Origin of the sequence: Streptomyces mobaraensis (assembly GCF_020099395.1) — a bacterium.
Classification (GTDB): domain Bacteria; phylum Actinomycetota; class Actinomycetes; order Streptomycetales; family Streptomycetaceae; genus Streptomyces.
The window spans coordinates 2791044-2812841 of the sequence record NZ_CP083590.1; the positions used below are offsets into that span (position 1 = coordinate 2791044).

Genomic DNA, 21798 nt, shown 5'->3' on the forward strand with positions numbered 1-21798 from the left:
GAACGGCACCGCCTCGCCGGCGGACGGCCGTGCCGCGCCGGCCCCGAACGCCCACACGTCGTCCTCAGCCGCCGAAGACCGCTTCACCCCACCTCCGAGGAGCCGCGTCACGCAGACCCCGATGGCCCCGATAGCCCTGATGGCCCCCGCCACCGCTCAGTCCTCCCGCGCCACGCCCGCCGTGCCGCCCACCGCCCACGGCCAGTCGACCGCGTCCGGTACCAGCACGGGCACCTTCAGTTTCACCGTCGCCTTGTAGACGTCGCCCTCCCGGCCGCAGTCGATCGAGCCGGTACGCCACTCCCCCGGCAGGTCGGCGCGGGCCGCCTCCGCGCAGTCGCGGCCCACCGCCCCGGCGCGGGCCGCGCGGTCCGCGGCGTGCCCGGCGAGGGAGTAGGTGTAGCCGACCAGCACGCACTGCCAGACCACCGCCAGGGCGACGAGGATCATGGGGAAGATCCCGGCGAACTCGACGGCGACCTGTCCCCGGTCCCCGCCCCACCTGCGGAACCGGCGGAACGGCGAGGTCGCGGGGACGGGGGTGAGCCGCTCCGGGCCCGTCCCTCCGCCCATAGCCCCACCCGTCGCCGTCCCGGAACCGGTCGCCCCTCCGAAACCGCTCGCCCCTCCCGAACCGGCCCCCCCCTCCAAGGCCGCCCATCCCTCCTGGCCCTTCCGCCACACCACCCCCCGCCCCGAGCGCCCGGTGCCGGCGCGAGCTGCCGCCGGGCCGGGTGCCGGACGCCGGAGCGGCCAGTCCGAGCTCGCCGGCGAGGGCCCACAGCGCCTGCCGGACCCCCGACCGGGCGTCCAGGTCCTGCATCCGGCCGGAGTCGACGGCCGCCCGCAGCTCCTTGTACGCGGCGGGGACGACGGTACGGGCCACCCGCGTCCCCGTGGTCCGGGCGACGAGCGGCGGCTGCACCTCGGCGCCGCGGGTGTGCCGGTTGACGACGGTCATGGTGTCCTCCGCCTTGCGGATCTGGAGCCGGTCCCACAGCCGGACCATGCGTTTGGCGGCCCGCACGGAGACCACGTCGGGCGTGGTGACCAGCAGGGCGAGGTCGGCCGTCTCGATGACGGCCGCGCCCGCCGCTGTGATCTGCGTACCGCAGTCGGCGACGACGAGCGGGTAGCGGCGGCGCAGCGCCGCCGTGATCTGGCGGGAGGCGGGGTCGCCTATCTCCTCACCGCGTTCGCCTTCGGCCGGGGCGAGGAGCAGGCCGAGCCCGGTGGGGTGCGGGAAGACGGCGTCCTGGAGGACGCGGGGCGAGATGTCGCTGATGCCGGCGAGGTCGGCGACGGACCGCCGGAAGCGGACGTCCAGGTACGAGGCGACGTCGCCGGACTGGAGGTCCATGTCGACGAGGGCCACCTCGTGCCCCGCGGACCGGGCGGCGAGGGCGAGTTGGACGGCCACGACGGTCGTCCCGACACCCCCCTTGGCGCCGACGACGGCGACGAGACGCCCATCGGCCGCGCCGGGCCCGCCGCCCGCCGGGCCGCCCGGGCCGGCGTCCAGGTGGCGGCGGACGCCGGTGGCCCAGTGGGCGGCCGCCTGGACGCGGGTGCCGAGTTCGTCGTACGAGGGCGGGAGCGCGGCGAGGCCGCGGGCGCCGCAGTCCATGGCGGCCGCGTACAGGGCGGGCCCGGCGTCGGCGGAGAGGAGGACGACGCCGGTGGCGGGGAAGCGGAGGGCCACCTCCCGGACGACTTCGAGGGCGGGGGCGGGTCCCAGCCGTTCGTGGACGAGGACGACCTCGGGGAGGCCGGAGACCGAGGCGGCGCCCAGTACGGAGAGCGCGTCGAGGAGTGCCGTCGAGTCCCCGACGGTGCGCAGCGGTTCGACGCCGGGGAGCTGGGCGAGGAGTCCGCCGACGGTCCGGGCGGTCTCCGGGTCCGCGACGGCCGGGAGGATGCGGATGGTCACCGGGAACGTCCCCCGTCTACTTGTCGCCGTCGAGGGTGTACGTGCGGTCGGACCCGCTGACGCCGGTGTCGTCGCCCGGTGCCACCAGGGCCAGCCGCACATGGGTCGCGAACGACTCGGCGTACGCGACGCGTTGCGCGTCCTTCGTGTCCAGGGCGAAGGTGATCGGCACGGCGTCGCCCGCCTGCCGTGCGCCGGACGCGCCGGTCCGGGCGCCGCCGCTCCGGCCGTCGAGCGGGGTGAGTCGGCCGACCTCGATGACCTGGGCGCCGCTGACGATGACCTTCGACACCGGCTGGGGGTTCGCGTCCTTCGCGTCCTTCGCGTCCTTCCCGTCCTTGCCAGCGCCGGCAGCACCGCCGGCCGTGACGCCCGTAGCCCCGCCCCTGCCGTCGAAGGTGGCGTAGATGTTGACCTTCGACCCAGGCGTGATCTTGCCGGCCACCCCGGTCGCCGCGTCGATCATGATGGCGATCTCCTGCTGCCCGGGCGCGAGCGCGGGCCGATTGACGATCATGTCGCTCTGCAGCAGCGATCCCCTGCGGAGCGGAGTCACGGCGATCTTGCCGCGCACCTCGGCGAGATCCGTGACCGCCGTGGCGGGCAGCCAGCGCCTGGGCATCGACACCTTCTCGAACTGCCCCTCGTCCAGCGCCCGGTAGGCCGCGACGTCGGACCGCAGCCGGTAGGCCGTGACCTCCGGACCGACCTTCGACTCGGCGTCGTCCACCACCGCGTACACCCCGGCCGCCGCTCCCACGGCGCAGAGGACCGACAGGAGCAGCAGGATAATCCCGCGTCGCTGGCGTGAGTTCATGGTGCGGCGGACCTCGCTGGGGCTCGGTTGGGGTACGGCGGCTCGGGTGGTCCCACGGAATCGGCGACGGACGGCGGGGTGGTGGGCCGCTCACCGCCGGTCGTTCCCAGAGCAGGGGTCGGCGCGTACGCGCCGGCGCTCCCGTACGGCGCCGGAGCCCGCGGCGCGGCACGCGCCCCCGGCAGGTCCGGCGGGCAGGCGGCGGCCGGGGCTGCGAGGGTACGCCGATCGGCGGGCCCGGGTGGGTCGTTCCGGCGTAACGCACTCCTTCGAGCGGTGTCCCGGCACCCCCGGAACCGGCCCCTCACGCCGCGGCTCCCACACCCGCCGCACAGAACCCACAGCGGTCGCCGATGAGTTCGAGCCCGCACCATCGGCACTCCTCCCGCCGGACGGAGGCGATCAGCTGGTAGAGGATCGACGGGTCGGGGATGGCGGCGGCGAACTCCACGGCGCGCCGGGTGCCCCACCAGCGGACGGACTCCGCGGGCAACGGTGACACCTCCTGGACCCCTTCGACGCGCCACTCCGGGGCCAGGACGTCCGTCACCCAGTCCTCGCCCCTGCGCGGGCCGTCCCGGGCCACGGTCAGCCGGGTCGGGTAGGCGGGGCCCGGGACGTCGTCACCGCCGGGGCGGACGAGACGGGGAGCGGGGTTGACGAGGACGCCGAAACGGACGCCGGGGAGCAGTGAGGTGAGGTGCGGACCGAGTCCGACCGGCACCCGGTCGAAGCGGGCGACGCTGGCCAGTTGGGCGCCGGCGTAGATGTAGTGGGCGAGGAGCCGGGTGGCGGAGGCGAGGACTCCGGGACCCAGGTCGGAGACGGACAGCTGGCGTAACTGGCGGGCCAGGACGCCGACCGCCAACGGTGGCAGGGAGACGGGCAGCAGGGCGATCCTTTCGCTCTCCAGGACCGCGCGGACGGTGTGCAGCCGGCGGACGTAGGCGGCGGGCAGCGCGTCGGAGTGGACGACGACCAGGTGGCCGCACCGGTCGAGCAGGACGGACGCCTGGGCCACCGCGGTCTCCAGGGGCTGCGCCTCGGGCGGCTGGAGGACGGCCGCGGCCGGCGCCGGGCCGTCGGGGGCGGGCAGCACCAGGTCGGGGCTGGTGACGGCTATCGCAATCGGCACGTCCGAATCCCCGTCCACTCCTGCCTCCGGAGCCCCGGCGGCCATGGATCGACCCTGCTCGGCGCCGGTGCCCCGCACGCTCCGGCGCCCCGCACTTTATCCACGAACGGAGCGGCCCGGAACCGTTCCTCCGAACCGGCTCGGTCCGGTCTCTTCCCGCCCTTTCCGGTCTCTGCCCCGCCCTCTCCGGTCCGTTTCCGAGCGGCGGCCGGCTTTCGCGCGCAGGCCCGCATGGGGAGCGCGAGGCGACCCGCTGAACCCACAGTCCCGCCCGACCAGCCGCAGAGGACCCGACCAGCCGTAGAGGAACAGCCCCGCCCGATCCCGCCCACCACGGAAGCAGCCCCGCACGACACCCCGCCCGCGAGCGCGAACAGCGCCCTCCGCGCCTCCCCTTGACGGATGGATTGGTCTGGACCATCCTCAGCGCACCGGTCGGTGACCCCCCTCTTACACAGCCATACCCCCCACTCACCGTTTCAACTCTCCCCCCACCGGAGGCAGTAGTGAATCGCCCGGATCACCCGTGTCATGACGCACGCCCCGGCCCGTCCCCCGCGGAAAACAATCCGACCCCCACAGGAAGCGGCCCGATTCACGCAGGAAGCAGAAGGACCCACCGCCTCGGCGGCCTCCTCGCCGCCCTCACCCTGGCCGCCGCGGGCGCGGCCACCACCGGCACCGCCACCGCGCACGCCGCACCCCACACCGCCGACGCCACCCGCGCCACCGCCACCGCCACCGCCACCGCCACCGGGACCAACACCCCGAAAGCCGCGCCCAACCTCCTTAAAAACGCCGGCTTCGAAAACGGACTGTCCCCCTGGTCCTGCTCCGCCGACAGCGGCACCACCGGCACCCCCGCTCACTCCGGCACCGCCGCCCTCAAAGCCGCGCCGAGCGGACTCGACAACGCCCGCTGCGCACAGACCGTCGCTGTCAAACCCGGCTCCGCCTACACGCTGAGCGCCTGGGTCCAGGGCTCGTACGTGTACCTGGGCGCGAGCGGCACCGGCACCACCGACGTCTCCACCTGGACTCCGGGCACGGGATCGGACTGGAAGGAGCTCACCACCTCCTTCACCACGGGCCCCAACACCACCTCCGTCACCGTCTACACCCACGGCTGGTACGGCCAGAACCCCTACCTCGCCGACGACATCACCCTCACCGGCCCGGACGGCAGCGACCCGGGCGACCCCGGCGACCCCGTACCCTCCGCCCCCGGCGGGCTGACGGCCGGCCGGACCACCTCCTCGTCCGTCGACCTGTCCTGGACGCCGGTCGGCGGCGCCACCGGCTACCAGGTCTACCGCGACGGGACGAAGGCGCAGTCGGTCACCGGCGCCTCGGCCACCGTCACCGGACTCGCGCCCTCCACCACGTACCGCTTCCAGGTCACGGCGGTCAACGCGGCCGGGGAATCCCCCCGTTCCGCCGAGATCAGCGTCACGACTGCGGCCGGCGGCGGCCAGCCCCCCGCGTCCAAGCACGCGGTGACCGGCTACTGGCAGAACTTCGACAACGGCGCCAAGGTCCAGCGGATCAGCGACGTGCAGGCGCAGTACGACATCATCGCCGTCGCCTTCGCCGACGCCACCGCCACGCCCGGCGCCGTGGACTTCACCCTCGACCCCGGTCTGCGCTACAGCGAGGCGGACTTCAAGGCCGACATCGCGGCCAAACGGGCGGCCGGCAAGTCGGTGGTGATATCCGTCGGCGGCGAGCGCGGCAGCGTGCGCGTCAACGACGCCGCCTCCGCCGCCAACTTCGCGGACAGCGTCTACCGGCTGATGCAGAAGTACGGCTTCGACGGTGTCGACATCGACCTGGAGAACGGCCTCGACCCGACGTACATGACGCAGGCCCTGCGCGCCCTGTCGGCGAAGGCCGGCGACAAGCTCGTGATCACCATGGCGCCGCAGACGCTCGACATGCAGTCGACATCGGCGAGCTACTTCAAGACGGCGCTGAACATCAAGGACATCCTGACCGTCGTCAACACGCAGTATTACAACAGCGGTTCCATGCTGGGCTGCGACGGCAAGGTGTACGCGCAGGGGTCGGTCGACTTCCTCACCGCCCTGGCCTGCATCCAGTTGGAGGGCGGGCTCGCGCCCTCGCAGGTCGGCCTGGGGCTGCCCGCCTCCCCACGCGGCGCCGGCAGCGGCTACGTGGACCCGTCCGTGGTGAACAACGCCCTCGACTGCCTCGCCAAGGGCACCGGCTGCGGCTCGTTCAAGCCCGCGAAGACCTACCCGGGCATCCGCGGGGCGATGACCTGGTCGACGAACTGGGACGCGAGCAACGGCAACGCCTGGTCCAACGCGGTCGGCCCGCACGTCCACGGGCTGCCGTAACGATCCCGCGCGACCGCGCGTGACCGCGCGACGAGGGCCCGCCGGATCCCCGGCGGGCCCCGCTTCACACCGCTGCCGTCGCCGCCGTCACGGCTTGGGGAGGGCGCAGCCCGGCAGGCTCAGGTCGATCCTGTTGCCGGCCGTCACGCACTTGGTGATGCCGTAGGTCTGCTCGGCGTAGTTGATGCCGCGCCGAACGGTGACGTTCCCGTTCTCGTCCACCTCACACGGGTTGTTCTCCGTGCACCGCTCGCCGTTCTCGTTGCCGGTGTTGTTGACGGCGATCACCTTGCCGGTGTTCACGTCGATGACCGGCGAACCGGACGTCCCCCCGATGGTGTTGCAGGAGGGCGTGTAGCGCAGCGAGTCCTTCCAGGTCCAGTCACCCTCGCGGAGCTCGTGGACGAAGCCGTCCACGTTGCAGGAGTAGATCCGCTTCCAGTAGCCCGAGACGACCTTGATCGGCGTGCCGGTGGCGGGGTGGTCGGCGGAGAGGTTGAGGGCGTTGATCCCGTAGCTCTTCTTGATCTGCGCGTAGGTGGTGGTGAGCTGGTACAGGGTGACGTCGGTGTCGGTCATGGTCGCGTAGGCGACCTTGCTCGCGCGGAGCGTGCCCGCCTTGCCCGCGGTGGAGTTGAGCAGGCTGAACGTACGGGACGACGCCTGGTCGACGATGACGTCGCCCGCGCCCGGCATGCCGGTCTCCAGGCAGTGTCCGTTGGTGAGCACGAGGGCCGGGTCGTTGTCGGCCGAGTTGGGGAGGCGTATCAGCGAACCCGAGCAGTTGCTGAGGGCGACGGTGCCGGCGAAGTCGACGGCCTTGGGTTTGGCCTTCACCGCAGCCTCGGCTTGCACCGCGACCCCGGCCTGCGGCGCGGACGCCCGTGGGGCGTCGGCCGTCTGGGACGCGGCGGCCGCGGGTGCGGCGCCGATGCCGGTCGCGGCCGCGCCGCCGAGCAGCAGGGTGGTGAGTGCGCCGACGAGAGGTCGTCTCATGGGGGGTGGTCCTCTCCGGACGGAATGCGTTCCGATTTGGCATGTGCATTGTTGGTGACCCTGAGGTCACGCGCAATCAATCGGACCCGAGTGACGGCGAAGTTGGCCGGAACCCCTCGTACCGAAGTCCTTGACCTGCTCATGTCATTCTCTTGACACTGGCCTCGCCCCACCCCCCACCCGTCGCACACACCGGACCCCTCAGGAGGCCGTCATGCGACCGCGTTCCTCCGGCGGCCGGGCAGCCGCCCTCGCCACCGTCCTCTCCCTCGCCTCCCTCGCTCTGGCCGCGCCCGCCGTCTCCTCCGCGGGCGGTTCCGCACCGCGCCCCGCGACCGGGACGTCCCACTCGTACGAGGTGACGGGCCCGCGCACCGCCGCCCAGCGCACCGCCGTCGCCGCGACCGGCGCGTCCGTCGACGCCGTCCACGGGAACACCGTGGTCATCACGGCGAACGCGGCCGAGGCCGACCGCGTCCGCCGTCTCGGCCACCGCGTGACCGAACTGCCCGGCCCACCGGACCGCTCGGCCGGCGAACGGCCCGTCCCGCATGACTTCCCGTCCCGCGACGCCAAGTACCACAACTACCGCGAGGCCATGGCCGAGATCGACGCGGACGTCGCGGCCCACCCCTCGATCATGAGCAAGCGGGTCATCGGCAAGAGCCAGGAGGGCCGCGACATCGTCGCCGTCCGGGTCAGTTCCGGCGTGAAGCCCGACGACGCCAAACCGGAGGTCCTCTTCACCCACCACCAGCACGCGCGCGAGCACCTGACCGTCGAGATGGCCCTCTACCTGCTGAAGGAGTTCGGCAACGGCTACGGCACCGACCCCCGGGTCACCAAGATGACCGACGAGCGGGTGATCTGGATCGTCCCCGATGTCAACCCCGACGGTGGCGAATACGACATCGCCACCGGCACCTACCGCAACTGGCGCAAGAACCGGCAGCCCAACTCCGGTTCCTCGAACGTCGGCACCGACCTCAACCGCAACTGGGGTTACAAGTGGGGCTGCTGCGGCGGCTCCTCCGGCAACACCGGGTCGGAGACCTACCGCGGCCGGGCCGCCGAGTCGGCACCCGAGGTCAAGGTCGTCGCCGACTTCGTCCGCGGACGCGTCGTCAACGGGAAGCAGCGGATCAAGGCCGCGATCGACTTCCACACCTACAGCGAACTGGTCATGTGGCCGTTCGGCTGGACGTACGACGACACCGCGTCCGGCATGACGCAGGACGATCACGACGCGTTCGCCAAGGTGGGCAAGGCGATGGCGGCCAGCAACGGCTACACGGCCGAGCAGTCGAGCGACCTGTACATCACCGACGGCACCATCGACGACTGGCTGTGGGGCGAGCAGAAGGTCTTCGCCTACACCTTCGAGATGTACCCGACGGGCGCGGGCGGCGGCGGCTTCTACCCGCCGGCCTCGGTGATCGACCGGGAAACGGCACGCAACCGGGACGCGGTACTCCAGTTGCTGGAGAACGCGGACTGCATGTACCGGTCGATCGGCAAGGAGCAGCAGTACTGCGCGAAGCGGTAGGCGGCCGTCGGCGGGCGGGTCACGGGCGGGCGGGCCGCGGCGGGCCGCCCGCCCGGTGTGCTCCGGCCGGTGCGCACGATCGCCTACGAACTACCGGTGACCGCCGTTGACCAGGTGTTCCGCCGGATGTTAGACAGCCGCGAGCGGTGCGCACGGTGGATGTCGCACCGGACGCGCAGAACGAGGAGACTCGATGGCCGTCGCCGACGACGCCCTGGCCCGGCTCGCCCACGAGCCGGTGGACCACCGTTTCAAGGGGCTGCCCCCGGACGCGGAGGGGCTGACCGTCGGCGCCCTCACGGCCCAGCGGCGCTCCCTGTTCACCGGCGGCTTCACGACGCCCGTGCTGACCCTGTCGGCCGAGGCGCTGGATCACAACCTCGCGCTGATGGAGCGCTGGTCCGCGGAGCACGGCCTGGCCTTCGCGCCGCACGGCAAGACGTCCATGGCCCCGAGCCTGTTCGCACGGCAGCTGGCGCGCGGCGCCTGGGGCATCACCGCCGCCATGCCCGCCCAGGTCCGCGTCTACCGGGCCTTCGGCGTACGGCGGATCTTCCTCGCCAACCAGGTGGTGGACGCCGCCGCGCTGCGCTGGCTGGCCGGCGAACTCGCCGCCGATCCGGATTTCCGGATCGTCGTCTACGTGGACTCCGTGCGCGGCGTCGAGCTGATGGACGCGGCCCTGCGCGGCGCCGGAGCGGGACGGCCGCTGGACGTCGTCGTCGAACTCGGCGCCGCGGGCGGCCGGACGGGCGTGCGGACGGCGGCGGACGCCGCGCTGGTCGCGGACGCGGTGGCGGGTGCGGAAACGTTGCGGCTGGTGGGTGTCGCCGGGTACGAGGCGGAGATCCCGGACGCCGACGAGACGCGGGTCCGTGCCTGGGTGCGCGATCTGACGTCGCTGGCCGTGGAGTTCGACGCGGCCGGGCGGTTCGCCGGGGTCGAGGAGATCGTGGTCAGCGCGGGCGGCAGCTCGTGGTTCGACGCGGTGGCCGAGGTCTTCGGAGAGCTTCCGGAGCTGTCCGCGCCGGTGCTCAAGCTGCTGCGCTCCGGCGCGTACGTCACGCATGACGACGGCCAGTACCGCCGCAAGACCCCCTTCGTCCGCCACCCCGCGGAGGGCGCCCTGCGGCCGGCCTTCCGGCTCTGGACCCAGTGCGTCTCCCGCCCGGAACCCGGCCGCGCCTACCTCAACGCGGGCAAGCGGGACGCCCCGTACGACCTCGGCTTCCCCGAGGCGCAGGTCGTCCGCTCGGCCCGCGACGGCGCCGAGCGCCCCGCCGACCACATGACGATCACGGGCCTCGCCGACCAGCACGCCTTCGTCACCCTGCCCGAGGACGACCCCCTGGAGGTCGGCGACTGGGTCGGCCTGGGCATCTCGCACCCCTGCACGGCCTTCGACAAGTGGCCCATGATCCCGGTGGTGGACGCGAGCGGGACGGTGACGGAGTACGTGCGGACGTTCTTCTGACGTCTGACGCGGCGGCCCCTCGTGGGTGGTTGAACCTCAGGAGTCTCGGAGATCTCGGAAGCCGCCGGGACTCGCGAGGCCCCGGTCGGCTTCCGAGACTTCCGAGCCCGCCGCCGAGGTCTGTCGGAAGCGGACCGGTGCACGTATCGTCCGGGTGAGCCGTGCCGGAGACGCACCGGACGAGCGACCGACGCGCTCGGAGGACGGCGGCGCGCCCCGGCCTCCGACGCCGGCCACCGTCCTCGCCGGTCCGGCGTCGTCGAAAGGCGGTTGCCCATGGACACGGTCTTCCGGGACGTCCGGCTCGTCGACGGTGGCGGCGGCCCGTCCTTCCGCGCCGACGTCGGCGTGGACGGCGGGCGGATCGCCGCGATCGTCCGCGAGGACACGGGGAGCCGCCCGGCCGGGCGGCGGACCGTCGACGCGCACGGCCTCGCCCTCTCCCCCGGCTTCGTCGACATGCACGCGCACAGCGACCTGGCCCTGCTGCGTGATCCCGGGCACGAGGCCAAGGTCGCGCAGGGCGTGACGCTGGAGGTGCTCGGGCAGGACGGGTTGTCGTACGCGCCCGTGGACGACCGGACGCTCGCCGGGGTCCGGGGGCAGATCGCCGGCTGGAACGGTGACGGGCGGGACGCCGACTTCACCTGGCGCACGACGGGCGAGTACCTGGACCGGCTCGACCGGGGGTTCGGCGGCGAGGGCATCGCGGTCGACGCCGCGTACCTCGTGCCGCACGGGACGGTCCGGATGCTGGCGGTCGGCTGGGAGAACCGTTCCGCCACGGACGCCGAGCTGGGACGGATGCGGCGGCTGGTGGCGGAGGGGCTGGAGCAGGGGGCCATGGGCCTGTCGGCGGGGCTCACCTACGCCCCGGGCCTGTACGCGGACGACGCCGAACTGACCGCGCTGTGCCGGGTGGTCGCGCGGTACGGCGGGTACTTCTGCCCGCACCACCGTTCGTACGGCGCGCACGCCCTGCGGGCGTACGCGGAGATGATCGAGGTGGCACGGGACGCGGGCTGCGCGCTGCACCTCGCGCACACCGTCCTCAACTTCGCGGGGAACGAGGGGCGCGCACCGGAGTTGCTGCGCCTGCTCGACGCCGCCCGCGCCGAGGGCGTGGACCTCACGCTCGACAGTTATCCCTACACCCCCGGCTGCACCACGCTCGCGTCGCTGCTGCCGAGCTGGGCGGCCGAAGGGGGCCCCGAGGCGGTACTGGTCCGGCTGCGCGACGACGCGACGGCCGCCCGGATCCGGTACGCCCTGGAGGTGGAGGGCTCGGACGGGTGCCATGGTCTGCCGGTCGACTGGGCGGCGGTCGAGGTGTCGGGGGTCGGGATGTCGGGGGTCGCGGACGCGCGGCGGGCTCCCGGGTACGTGGGCCGGACGATCGCCGGGCTGGCCCGCGAGCGCGGCGAGGAGCCCTGGGCGACGGCCCGCCGACTGCTGGTCGAGGACCGGCTCGGGACGACGGTCCTGCTGCACGTCGGCCACGAGGAGAACGTCCGGACGATCATGCGCCACCCGGCGCACACCGGTGGGAGCGACGGCATCCTGCACGGCGCCAAGCCGCATCCGCGGGCGTACGGCACCTTTCCGCACTACCTCGGGCACTACGTCCGCGAGCTGGGGATCCTCTCCCTGGAGGAGTGCGTGGCGCATCTCACGTCCCGTCCCGCGGCCCGTCTCGGGCTGTCCGACCGGGGTCTCGTCCGGGTCGGGCGCCGGGCCGATCTGGTGCTCTTCGATCCGGAGACGGTCGCCGCCGGGGCCACTTTCGAAGATCCTCGGCGGCTTCCGACCGGCATTCCTTATGTCCTTATTGCCGGACGCTTTGTGATGGAAGACGGACGCCGGACGGACGTTCTGGCGGGCCGCGCCGTCCGGCGCGCTCCCGCGTCCTGAACCGCCCTGAACAGCGCCGATCGCGCGCGTCCGACGCACCCGGAAAGCCGGCGCGCGCCGTCGCGCGCCCCCGTATGGTGGCCGTCATGCAGGTGATCCAGTCAACGAAACTCGCCAATGTCTGCTACGAGATCCGTGGTCCGGTGCTGGAGGAGGCGATGCGGCTGGAGGCGGCGGGCCATCGCATCCTCAAGCTCAACACCGGCAACCCGGCGATCTTCGGCTTCGAGTGCCCTCCGGAGATCCTGGAGGACATGCTGCGCAACGTCGGCGACGCGCACGGCTACGGCGACGCCAAGGGTCTGCTCTCGGCCCGGCGCGCGGTGGTGCAGCACTACGAGACCAAGGGCATCGAGCTGTCCGTCGAGGACGTGTACCTGGGCAACGGCGTCTCGGAGCTGATCCAGATGTCGATGCAGGCGCTGCTCGACGACGGTGACGAGGTACTCGTCCCGGCGCCGGACTACCCGCTGTGGACCGCGTCGGTCTCGCTGGCGGGCGGAACGGCGGTGCACTACCGCTGCGACGAGCAGTCCGACTGGATGCCGGACCTGGCCGACATCGAGCGCAAGGTCACCGACCGCACCAAGGCGCTCGTCATCATCAACCCCAACAACCCCACGGGCGCCGTCTACGACGACGAGATGCTGCGCGGCCTCACGGAGATCGCCCGCCGGCACAACCTGATCGTCTGCTCCGACGAGATCTACGACAAGATCCTCTACGACGGCGTCACCCACACCCCGACCGCCGCCATCGCCCCCGACCTGCTGACCCTCACCTTCAACGGGCTGTCCAAGGCGTACCGGGTCGCCGGCTACCGCAGCGGCTGGATGGCGGTGTGCGGCCCGAAGGCGCACGCGGACAGCTATATCGAGGGCCTGACGATCCTGGCCAACATGCGGCTGTGCGCCAACATGCCCGCCCAGTACGCGGTGGCCACCGCCCTCGGCGGCCGGCAGTCGATCAACGACCTGGTCCTGCCGGGCGGCCGGCTGCTGGAGCAGCGCGATGTGGCGCACGAGTTGTTGACGCAGATCCCTGGTGTGACGTGCGTGAAGCCGAAGGGCGCGCTGTACGCGTTCCCGCGGCTGGATCCCAAGGTCTACAAGATCAAGGACGACCGGCAGATGGTGCTCGACCTGCTGCGCGCCGAGAAGATCATGGTGGTCCACGGCACGGGCTTCAACTGGCCGGAGCCGGACCACTTCCGCCTGGTCACGCTGCCGAACGCCAAGGACATGGCGGAGGCGGTCACCCGGATCGGCACCTTCCTGGACGGCTACAGCCAGCCCTGACGCCCGCACCGCCCCGGACGACCCCCGTCTCGTACACGACATAACTTTAGACAGGATCTAAGTTAGGATGGCCTTCTAAGAAGGACAGGAGGCCATCCATGTACGAACCGATCCGCACCAAGTCGGTCCACACCATGGCCGAACCCGTGCGCGGCGGTCACGGCCCGCACCGCTCCCGGGGCCAGGAGCTCGACATCCGGCTCGCGGGGCACCTGACCGCCCTGCTCACGGTGACCGACGAGCTGCGGGCCCTGACCCCGTCCGCCGAGCTGGACGACGCCGCCCGGCGGCTGGCCGCCCGGATCGAGCGGCTGCGCGGCGGGCACGCCCCGCTGCGGGCAATACCCACGGTGGCCGACGGCGGCCCGGCCCGTGCGCACGCCCTGCACCAGCGGGCGCACATGCTGGCCGGCCAGGCGCTGGTGGTCGCCGGCTCGCGCGGCGACGCCGCCGGGGCGGCCCTGGCCGAGGGACGGCTGCGGGCGCACGCGGCGGCGTTGGGGATCACCGACGACATCTGAGCCGGACATGCCCCGGCCCGACGCGCCCGGCTCACCGGTGAGAACACGGCAGGGCGGGACCGGACGACTTCCCGGTCCACGCCCCGTCACCTCAGCCCAGGCGCTTCACCAGTGCCCGGTACTCGTCCCACAGCTCCTTCGGCGTGTGCTCTCCGAAGGTGTTGAGGTGCTCGGGCACCAGCCCGGCCTCCTCGCGCCAGACGTCCTTGTCGACCGAGAGCAGCAGGTCGAGGTCGGTGTCGGCGATGTCCAGGCCGTTCGTGTCGAGCGCCTCGCGCGTCGGCAGGACGCCGATCGGCGTCTCGACGCCCTCAGCGGTGCCGTCCAGACGCTCGACGATCCACTTGAGCACCCGGCCGTTCTCGCCGAAGCCCGGCCACACGAAACGGCCGCCCGCGTCCTTGCGGAACCAGTTGACGTAGTAGATCTTCGGCAGCTTCGCCTCGTCGCCCCGCTCGGCGGCGGCCTGGCCGATCTTGATCCAGTGCCCCATGTAGTCGCCCATGTTGTAGCCGCAGAACGGCAGCATGGCGAAGGGGTCGCGGCGCAGCTCGCCGACCTTGCCCTCGGCGGCGGCGGTCTTCTCGGAGGCGACGTTGGCGCCGATGAAGACGCCGTGCTGCCAGCTGAAGGACTCGGTGACCAGCGGCACGGCCGAGGCCCGGCGGCCGCCGAAGAGGATGGCCGAGATCGGCACGCCCTTGGGGTCCTCCCACTCGGGCGCGATGATCGGGCACTGGGCGGCGGGAACGGTGAAGCGGGCGTTGGGGTGGGCGGCCGGGGTGCCGGACTCCGGCGTCCAGTCGTTGCCCTTCCAGTCGGTGAGGTGGGCGGGCGGTTCCTCGGTCATGCCCTCCCACCACACGTCGCCGTCGTCGGTCAGGGCGACGTTGGTGAAGACCGCGTTGCCCCAGAGGGTCTTCATGGCGTTGGCGTTGGTGTGCTCGCCGGTGCCGGGCGCGACGCCGAAGAAGCCCGCCTCGGGGTTGATCGCGTAGAGCCGGCCGTCCTCACCGAAGCGCATCCAGGCGATGTCGTCGCCGATGGTCTCCACCGTCCAGCCGGAGATGGTGGGTTCCAGCATGGCGAGGTTGGTCTTGCCGCAGGCGGACGGGAAGGCGGCGGCCACGTACTTGGCCTCGCCCTGCGGCGGGGTGAGCTTGAGAATGAGCATGTGCTCGGCGAGCCAGCCCTCGTCACGGGCCATGACGGAGGCGATGCGCAGGGCGTAGCACTTCTTGCCCAGCAGGGCGTTGCCGCCGTAGCCGGAGCCGTAGGACCAGATCTCGCGGTCCTCGGGGAAGTGCGAGATGTACTTGGTGGAGTTGCAGGGCCAGGGGACGTCGGCCTCGCCCTCGGCCAGCGGGGCGCCGAGCGTGTGGACGGCCTTGACGAAGAAGCCGTCGGTGCCCAGTTCGTCGAGGACCGGCTGCCCCATGCGGGTCATGGTGCGCATGGAGACGGCGACGTACGCGGAGTCGGTGATCTCGACGCCGATCGCGGAGAGCGGCGAGCCGAGCGGGCCCATGCAGAAGGGCACGACGTACATGGTGCGACCGCGCATGGAGCCACGGAAGACGCCCTGCTCGCCCTGGAAGATCTCCCGCATCTCGGCGGGGTCCTTCCAGTGGTTGGTCGGGCCGGCGTCCTCCTCCTTGGCGGAGCAGATGAACGTACGGTCCTCGACGCGCGCCACGTCCGTGGGGTCGGAGGCGGCGTAGTACGAGTTGGGGCGCTTGACCGGGTCGAGCTTCCGGAAGGTGCCCTTGGCGACGAGCTCCTCGCACAGGCGCTCGTACTCGGCCTCGGAGCCGTCGCACCAGACGACCCGGTCCGGCTGGGTGAGGGCGGCGATCCGGTCGACCCAGGAGATCAGTTCCTGGTGGTGGGTGGGGGTGGTGGGAGCCGCATTTGCGCGCGCCACGATCGCTCCGTCCCGCCGGGGACCCAGGGGGCGCCCGGCGTCGCATCTTGAGGGTGGAACGGACCATCCGCTTGCCTGACCCGGCAGTTGGTCCGTTTCTGCACATTCGCCCCTTGGGGGCTGCGACCCAGACGCTTCGTGACCGCTCATCCGGTGCCGCCCGCACTCATTTGATCATCCGACTCCGTTTCGGTTCTGTCCAGGGGGCACTCCCGTGACCATCGCCACGTGATACCGCCCCGTAACCTACGGTGGCGTAGGTAGCATTGCGTCATGACACCCGCGTCCGACGCGGCGCCCGTCGCGCCCGCAACTCCCGCCGGTGCCGCGACCACCGCGCCTCTCACCTCCTGCCCCGAACCCCTGTCGGCAGTCGTCAAGCCGCGGCTCCGCGGCTGGCTGCACGCGGGGATGTTCCCCGCCGTCCTGATCGCCGGCGTCTTCCTGACCGCGCTCGCGGACAGCACCCGCGGCCGGGTCGCCTGCGCCGTCTACGTCCTCAGCGCATGCCTGCTGTTCGGCGTCAGCGCCCTCTACCACCGCGGCGACTGGAGCCCACGGGTCAACGCCGTGCTCCGCCGCCTCGACCACGCCAACATCTTCCTGATCATCGCCGGCACCTACACACCGCTGACCATGCTCCTGATCCCGGGCGGGCGCGGCCAGTTGCTGCTCTGGGCGGTCTGGGCCGCGGCCGCGGCCGGCATCGCCTTCCGGGTCTTCTGGGTCGGTGCGCCGCGCTGGCTCTACACCCCCTGCTACATCGCGATGGGCTGGGCGGCCGTCTTCTTCCTGCCCGACTTCCTGCGCAAGGGCGGCATCGCGGTGCTCGTCCTGGTGATCGTCGGCGGCCTCCTCTACAGCGTGGGCGGCGTGATCTACGGCATCAAGCGCCCGAATCCGTCACCTCGTTGGTTCGGCTTCCACGAGGTGTTCCACTCACTGACGCTGGCGGCCTTCGTCGTGCACTACGTCGGCATCTCCCTGGTGGCCTATCAGCACGCCTGACCCACCCGCCCCCTCCGTTCGCCCTCTCCGCGCCCCGCTCCGCCCGCCCGACGGCCCGGCCCACCGGCCGTCCGGCAGCGGCCGGGGCGCGTTCCGTTCCTGACGCGCCGCCCGCGGTGGCCGTGGCCGTGAGGTCACGGCCACTCGCCATGTCAGGCCCATGACGCCGACCAGCACCACGGCCACCACCGCCGCCTCGCCCGCGATCAGATACCCGCCCACACTCAGTGCCGCGATCAGCACGGCGCCAGCGTTCACCACGGCACCCATCAGGGATCACCCCTCCCGTTCGGTCTCTTACCGACCGTTCCCCTTCCCTGCACACAGCGTGACACACCCCACTGACAATCAGCGTGGCGTCAGGGAGGCGGCAAGGGGCGCGGCAAGAATTGACTGTTTCCATCTTTTGAGAGCTACTATCAAAAGCATCCAACAGTCAGAGTCTGCCCGAGGAGTGCCGCGATGACCACGCCCACCCTGTCCCCGCCCAGCGCGGGCCCCCGCCCCGACCCCCGCCGCTGGTGGGCTCTGGGCGCGATCGTCGCCTGCATGCTCGTCCTGGGCTTCGACGGCACGATCCTGAACGTGGCCCTGCCGACCATGGCCACCGAACTCGACGCCGACGCGGGCACCCTGCAGTGGATAGCCGACTCGTACCTCGTCGTCTTCGCGGCGCTCATGCTCCCCGCGGGCCTGCTGGGCGACCGCTTCGGCCGCCGCCGCACCCTCGTCGCCGGCCTCGTCCTCTTCCTCGCCGGCTCGCTCGTCGGGACCTTCGCGGAGGACGCGGGCACCGCCATCGCCGCCCGCTCGGTCATGGGGGTCGGCGCGGCCTTCATCATGCCGCTCGCGATGTCCGTACTCCCCGCCCTCTTCACACCCGAGGAGCGGAGCAAGGCCATCGGGGCGGTCTCCGGCGCCTCCGCGCTCGGGCTGCCCCTCGGGCCGATCATCGGCGGGTTCCTGCTCGACCACTTCTGGTGGGGCTCGGTCTTCCTGGTCAACGTGCCGCTCGTCGGCGTGGCCGTCGTCGCCTGCCGCTTCCTGCTCCCGGAGATGAAGGACCCCGCGGCTCCCGGCGTCGACGGCCTCGCCACCGCGCTCACCGCCGGCGGCCTCGGAGCGCTCGTCTACGGCGTCACCGAGGGCCCCGACCGCGGCTGGACCTCCCCGGTCGTCCTCGGCACGCTCGCCGCCGCCGTCGTCCTGCTCACCCTGCTGACCCTGCGGTCACGCCGGCAGGTGCGGCCGATGCTCGACCTGACGCTGCTCCGGCACCGCGGCTTCCTGTGGAACTGCATCGCCGCCTCTCTGGCGATGTTCATCTTCACCGGCCTGCTGTTCGTCCTGCCCTCCTACCTCCAGACCGTGTGCGGCCACGACGCCTTCGGCACCGGTCTGCGCATGATCCCCATGCCCGTCGGCATGCTGATCGCCTCCCGGCTCGCTCCGCCGCTGACCCGGCGCGCGGGGGCGCGCGTCGTCATCCCCGCCGGACTCGTACTGCTCGGCCTGGGCGCGCTGCTCGGCAGCCGGACCGCCGTCGGCGACGGCTACGCGTTCACCGCGGCCTGGCTGGTCCTGGCCGGTGCCGGCGTCGGAATCGCTCTGATCCCCGCCATGGACGGCGCCCTGGGCATGCTGCCCCGCGAACGGGTGGGCGTGGGTTCCGGTCTCCTCATGACGCTGCGCCAGGTCGCGGGCGCGATCGGCGTCGCGATCCTGGGCAGCCTGCTCACCGCCGCGTACCGCGCGCGCCTGGAGACGCCCCGCGTGCCGGCCGCCGCCGCGGAGGCGGCCGAGGAATCGGTCATGGGGGCCCACCGGGTGGCGGCCGGGCTCGGCGACGCGGCCCTGACCCGCTCGGCGGACGCCGCCTACCTGCACGGCATGGACCTGGCCCTGCTGGCCTCCGGCGGCATCGCCTTCGCGGCGGCTCTCCTGATCGCCGCCTTCCTGCCCGGGACCCGCGCACGGGCGGTGATCGCACCCACCGCTGTGGCCGCGGAAACACCGAATGCCCGACAATGACGCTCATGGCCTCCGCACAAACCTCCCCCACCACCCAGCCGGGCCCCCGGCTCGGGCTGCGCGAACGGAAGAAGATCCAGACCCGCCAGGCGATCCGCGACGCCGCCTACCGGCTCTTCGAGGAGCAGGGGTACGACGCGACGCCCGTGGACCAGATCGCGGAGGCCGCCGACGTCTCGCCCAGCACCGTCTTCCGGTACTTCCCGACCAAGGAGGACATCGTCCTCACGGACGAGTACGACCCCCTTCTGGAGGCGGCGCTCCGGTCCCGCCCGGCCGACGAGCCCCCGCTCCGCGCGATCCGCAACACCGTCCTGGAGGGCATGCGGGACATCCTCGGCACCGCCAGCCCCGAGATGCGAATGCGCAACCGGCTGATCCGGGACGTCCCCAGCCTGCGGGCCCGCGCCAGTGAGGGCGTGGGCGAGTCGGCGCGCCTCCTGCGTTCCGTCCTGGCCGAGCGCACCGGCCGCCCGGAGGACGACTTCGAACTGCGCGTCGTGACGACCGCGGTGCTGGTCGTCATGCAGGAGGCCGTGATGGTGTGGGTGGACGAGGGCCAGGCCGGCGATCCGCTCGACTACCTGCGGCGCGCGCTGGACGTGCTGGAGCGGGGCCTCGCCCTCTGAACGCCGTCCCCTCCACGGGGGGGTCACCTCTATACGGGGACGGGGGTCACCTCCCCCTCAGCTTCGCGGCGAGCTCCTCGGGGTCGGAGGTCGGCGCGTCGCAGGTGAAGCCGCGGCACACGTACGCGGCCGGGCGGCCGGCCAGCAGCGGCCGGTCCGCCAGCAGCGGCACCTCGGCGGCCGTCGCGGAGGCCGGTTCCCCCAGGGCGACGGCCAGCCCGGGCCGCTGGGAGAGCAGGGCGGTGCGGTGCAACTCCCGGGTGGCGGGGTCGTCGTGCGGCCCGACGACGGCGACCTCGTACGGCCCGTCGAGCAGCGCCTCCGCCACCGCCAGACCCCAGCCGATGAAGCGCGGCGCCTTGGGCCCGAGCGCCCGCACCACACCGAGCGCCCGCTCGGCCGCCTCCCGGTGCGGCGCGCTCCCCGTGAGCGCCGCATAGGTCAGCAGGGCACCGGCGGCCGCGGTCCAACCCGACGGGGTGGCGTTGTCCGTCGGGTCCTGCGGGCGTCGGATGAGCGCCTCGGCGTCGTCCGCCGTGTCGAAGAGGGCGCCCTCCTCGTCGCGGAACCGGATTAGGACGGTGTCCAGCAGCAGTCCCGCGAAGTCCACCCAGACGCCCTCGCCGGTGACGGCGGACAGGGCGAGGAAGCCCTCGGCCACGTCCGCGTAGTCCTCCAGCACGCCCACGTGGCCACCGGCGACGCCGTCCAGGGAGGTGCGGAAGAGGCGCGCGTTCCAGTCCATGTGGGTGCGGACGAGCAGGTCGGCGGCGTCCGTCGCGGCCTGGACCAGGTCGGGGCGGTCGAAGTAGGCGCCGGTCTCGGCCAGTGCCGCGACGGCCAGGCCGTTCCATCCCGCCACGATCTTGTCGTCCCGGCCGGGCCGGGGCCGCCGGGCGCGGGCCGCCAGCAGCCGCTCCCGGATGGACGCGATCCGCTCGGCGTCCACGAGCCGCTCGCGGTCGGGCAGTTGGAGGACGGAGGCCCCCTCTTCGAAGGTCCCCTCCTCGGTGACGCCGAAGTAGTCGACGGCCAGGTCGGCGTCCGCCTCCCCCAGCACCTCCCGGAGCTGCTCGGGGGTCCAGACGTAGTAGGCGCCCTCGCGGTGCCGGCCCTGCTCGTCGTCACTGTCCGCGTCCAGCGCGGAGGCGAAACCGCCCTGGTCGGTGCGCATCTCCCGGACCAGGAAGTCGGCGGTGTCCAGGGCCACCCGCCGGGCGAGCTCCGAGCCGGTGGCCCGCCACAGATGCGCGTAGACGCGGCACAGCAGCGCGTTGTCGTACAGCATCTTCTCGAAGTGCGGTACGACCCACCCGTTGTCCACGGAGTAGCGGGCGAAGCCGCCGCCCAGCTGGTCGTGGATCCCGCCGCGGGCCATGGCCTCGCAGGTGGCCGTCACCATGTCCAGAGCGGCGGCGGACCCGGTGCGGACGTGGTGGCGCAGCAGGAACTCCAGCACCATGGACGGCGGGAACTTCGGTGCCCCGCCGAAACCACCGCGCACCGCGTCGAACTCGCGGGTCAGCGCCATCAGCGCCATGTGCAGCTCATCGGCCGTGGGCGGCTGCCCGCCGACGGCGGCGGTCAGGGGCCGTCGCGACAGATCCTCGACGATCCGCCCGGCCACCTCGCCGACCTCGTCCCGCCGGTCACGCCACGCGGCCGCCACCCCCTCCAGCACCTGCCGGAAGGAGGGCATCCCGTGCCGGGGGGCGGGCGGGAAGTACGTGCCGAAGTAGAAGGGTTCGGCATCGGGCGTCAGGAAGACGGTCATGGGCCAGCCGCCCTGCCCGGTGGCGGCCTGCACCGCCTCCATGTAGACCGCGTCGATGTCGGGCCGTTCCTCACGGTCGACCTTGACGGAGACGAAGTGCTCGTTGAGGTAGGCGGCGGTCTCCTCGTCCTCGAAACTCTCGCCGGCCATGACATGGCACCAGTGGCAACTGGAATAGCCGACGCTGAGCAGCACGGGGACGTCCCGGCGCCGGGCTTCCGCGAAGGCCTCGGGGGACCAGGGCCACCAGTCGACCGGATTGTCGACGTGCTGGAGGAGGTAAGGGGACGTCTCGTGCGCCAGGCGGTTCGGCATGCCTCCATCCTTCCCCAACAGGAGCCCCGGCCGTCTCATTCGGCACCCCGACTCTCCCCCCGGCTTCCCCTGACAGAACCCTGATGGGCCCCGGCCACTCCCCTGAGACCGTTCGGCCGGGTTTTCCAC

Annotated in this window: 15 protein-coding genes and 1 pseudogene; 9 read left to right on the forward strand and 7 right to left on the reverse strand. The window is 72.4% G+C overall.

Annotation, left to right across the window (positions count from 1 at the left end; all coding sequences use genetic code 11):
• Positions 1–156: 156 nt before the first annotated feature.
• From K7I03_RS11775 to K7I03_RS11790, 4 genes and pseudogenes are all read right to left on the reverse strand, one after another.
• On the reverse strand, positions 157–573 hold the full coding sequence (locus K7I03_RS11775) for a TadE/TadG family type IV pilus assembly protein (RefSeq protein ID WP_224347417.1): 417 nt from the start codon (positions 571–573) through the stop codon (positions 157–159).
• Positions 574–991: 418 nt separating this feature from the next.
• Positions 992–2032: pseudogene (locus K7I03_RS11780) on the reverse strand (AAA family ATPase); the annotation flags it as partial.
• A complete protein-coding gene (gene cpaB, locus K7I03_RS11785; protein WP_185941833.1) occupies positions 1947–2747 on the reverse strand; it encodes a Flp pilus assembly protein CpaB in 801 nt (266 codons plus the stop codon). The gene cpaB and the pseudogene K7I03_RS11780, both read right to left, overlap by 86 nt.
• A 304-nt stretch (positions 2748–3051) precedes the next feature.
• Positions 3052–3882 carry a hypothetical protein gene (locus K7I03_RS11790; RefSeq protein ID WP_224347004.1) on the reverse strand — a complete coding sequence of 277 codons (831 nt, stop codon included), beginning with the start codon at positions 3880–3882 and terminating at the stop codon, positions 3052–3054.
• 506 nt (positions 3883–4388) lie between these two features.
• Between K7I03_RS11790 and K7I03_RS11795 the strand changes: the two genes are divergently transcribed.
• Positions 4389–6242 (forward strand): chitinase, encoded by a 1854-nt coding sequence (locus K7I03_RS11795; protein ID WP_185941835.1) that lies wholly within the window; start codon positions 4389–4391, stop codon positions 6240–6242.
• A gap of 87 nt (positions 6243–6329) precedes the next feature.
• Here the strand turns inward: K7I03_RS11795 and K7I03_RS11800 are convergent, their stop codons facing one another.
• Complete coding sequence (locus K7I03_RS11800; protein ID WP_185941836.1) at positions 6330–7238, reverse strand: trypsin-like serine peptidase; 909 nt, start codon at positions 7236–7238, stop codon at positions 6330–6332.
• Positions 7239–7452: 214 nt separating this feature from the next.
• Between K7I03_RS11800 and K7I03_RS11805 the strand changes: the two genes are divergently transcribed.
• The 5 genes from K7I03_RS11805 to K7I03_RS11825 all read left to right on the forward strand — a co-directional run bounded on the left by K7I03_RS11805 (position 7453) and on the right by K7I03_RS11825 (position 13988).
• Positions 7453–8784 (forward strand): M14 family metallopeptidase, encoded by a 1332-nt coding sequence (locus K7I03_RS11805; RefSeq protein ID WP_185941837.1) that lies wholly within the window; start codon positions 7453–7455, stop codon positions 8782–8784.
• A gap of 193 nt (positions 8785–8977) precedes the next feature.
• On the forward strand, positions 8978–10258 hold the full coding sequence (locus tag K7I03_RS11810) for an amino acid deaminase (protein ID WP_185941838.1): 1281 nt from the start codon (positions 8978–8980) through the stop codon (positions 10256–10258).
• Between the two features lie 276 nt (positions 10259–10534).
• Complete coding sequence (locus K7I03_RS11815; protein WP_185941839.1) at positions 10535–12169, forward strand: N-acyl-D-amino-acid deacylase family protein; 1635 nt, start codon at positions 10535–10537, stop codon at positions 12167–12169.
• Positions 12170–12255: 86 nt separating this feature from the next.
• On the forward strand, positions 12256–13467 hold the full coding sequence (locus K7I03_RS11820; RefSeq protein WP_185941840.1) for a pyridoxal phosphate-dependent aminotransferase: 1212 nt from the start codon (positions 12256–12258) through the stop codon (positions 13465–13467).
• Positions 13468–13565: 98 nt separating this feature from the next.
• Entirely contained in the window at positions 13566–13988 is a 423-nt protein-coding gene (locus tag K7I03_RS11825) for an SCO4983 family protein (RefSeq protein WP_185941841.1), read from the forward strand.
• A 91-nt stretch (positions 13989–14079) separates the two neighbouring features.
• Here the strand turns inward: K7I03_RS11825 and K7I03_RS11830 are convergent, their stop codons facing one another.
• The gene (locus K7I03_RS11830; protein ID WP_185941842.1) at positions 14080–15912 is read right to left on the reverse strand and encodes a phosphoenolpyruvate carboxykinase (GTP); all 1833 of its coding nucleotides are present in this window, start codon (positions 15910–15912) and stop codon (positions 14080–14082) included.
• 273 nt (positions 15913–16185) lie between these two features.
• On the opposite strand from K7I03_RS11830, the gene trhA reads away from it, so the two are divergent.
• From trhA to K7I03_RS11845, 3 genes are all read left to right on the forward strand, one after another.
• Positions 16186–16920 carry a PAQR family membrane homeostasis protein TrhA gene (trhA, locus tag K7I03_RS11835; protein ID WP_185941843.1) on the forward strand — a complete coding sequence of 245 codons (735 nt, stop codon included), beginning with the start codon at positions 16186–16188 and terminating at the stop codon, positions 16918–16920.
• A 462-nt stretch (positions 16921–17382) separates the two neighbouring features.
• On the forward strand, positions 17383–18951 hold the full coding sequence (locus K7I03_RS11840; protein ID WP_185941844.1) for an MFS transporter: 1569 nt from the start codon (positions 17383–17385) through the stop codon (positions 18949–18951).
• Positions 18948–19580, forward strand: a complete 633-nt coding sequence (locus tag K7I03_RS11845; RefSeq protein WP_185941845.1) for a TetR/AcrR family transcriptional regulator — start codon at positions 18948–18950, stop codon at positions 19578–19580. The genes K7I03_RS11840 and K7I03_RS11845 overlap by 4 nt, the downstream gene beginning before the upstream one ends.
• 46 nt (positions 19581–19626) lie before the next feature.
• Here K7I03_RS11845 and K7I03_RS11850 read toward each other — a convergent pair whose 3' ends face one another.
• Positions 19627–21669, reverse strand: a complete 2043-nt coding sequence (locus tag K7I03_RS11850; RefSeq protein WP_185941846.1) for a thioredoxin domain-containing protein — start codon at positions 21667–21669, stop codon at positions 19627–19629.
• Positions 21670–21798 lie beyond the last annotated feature (129 nt).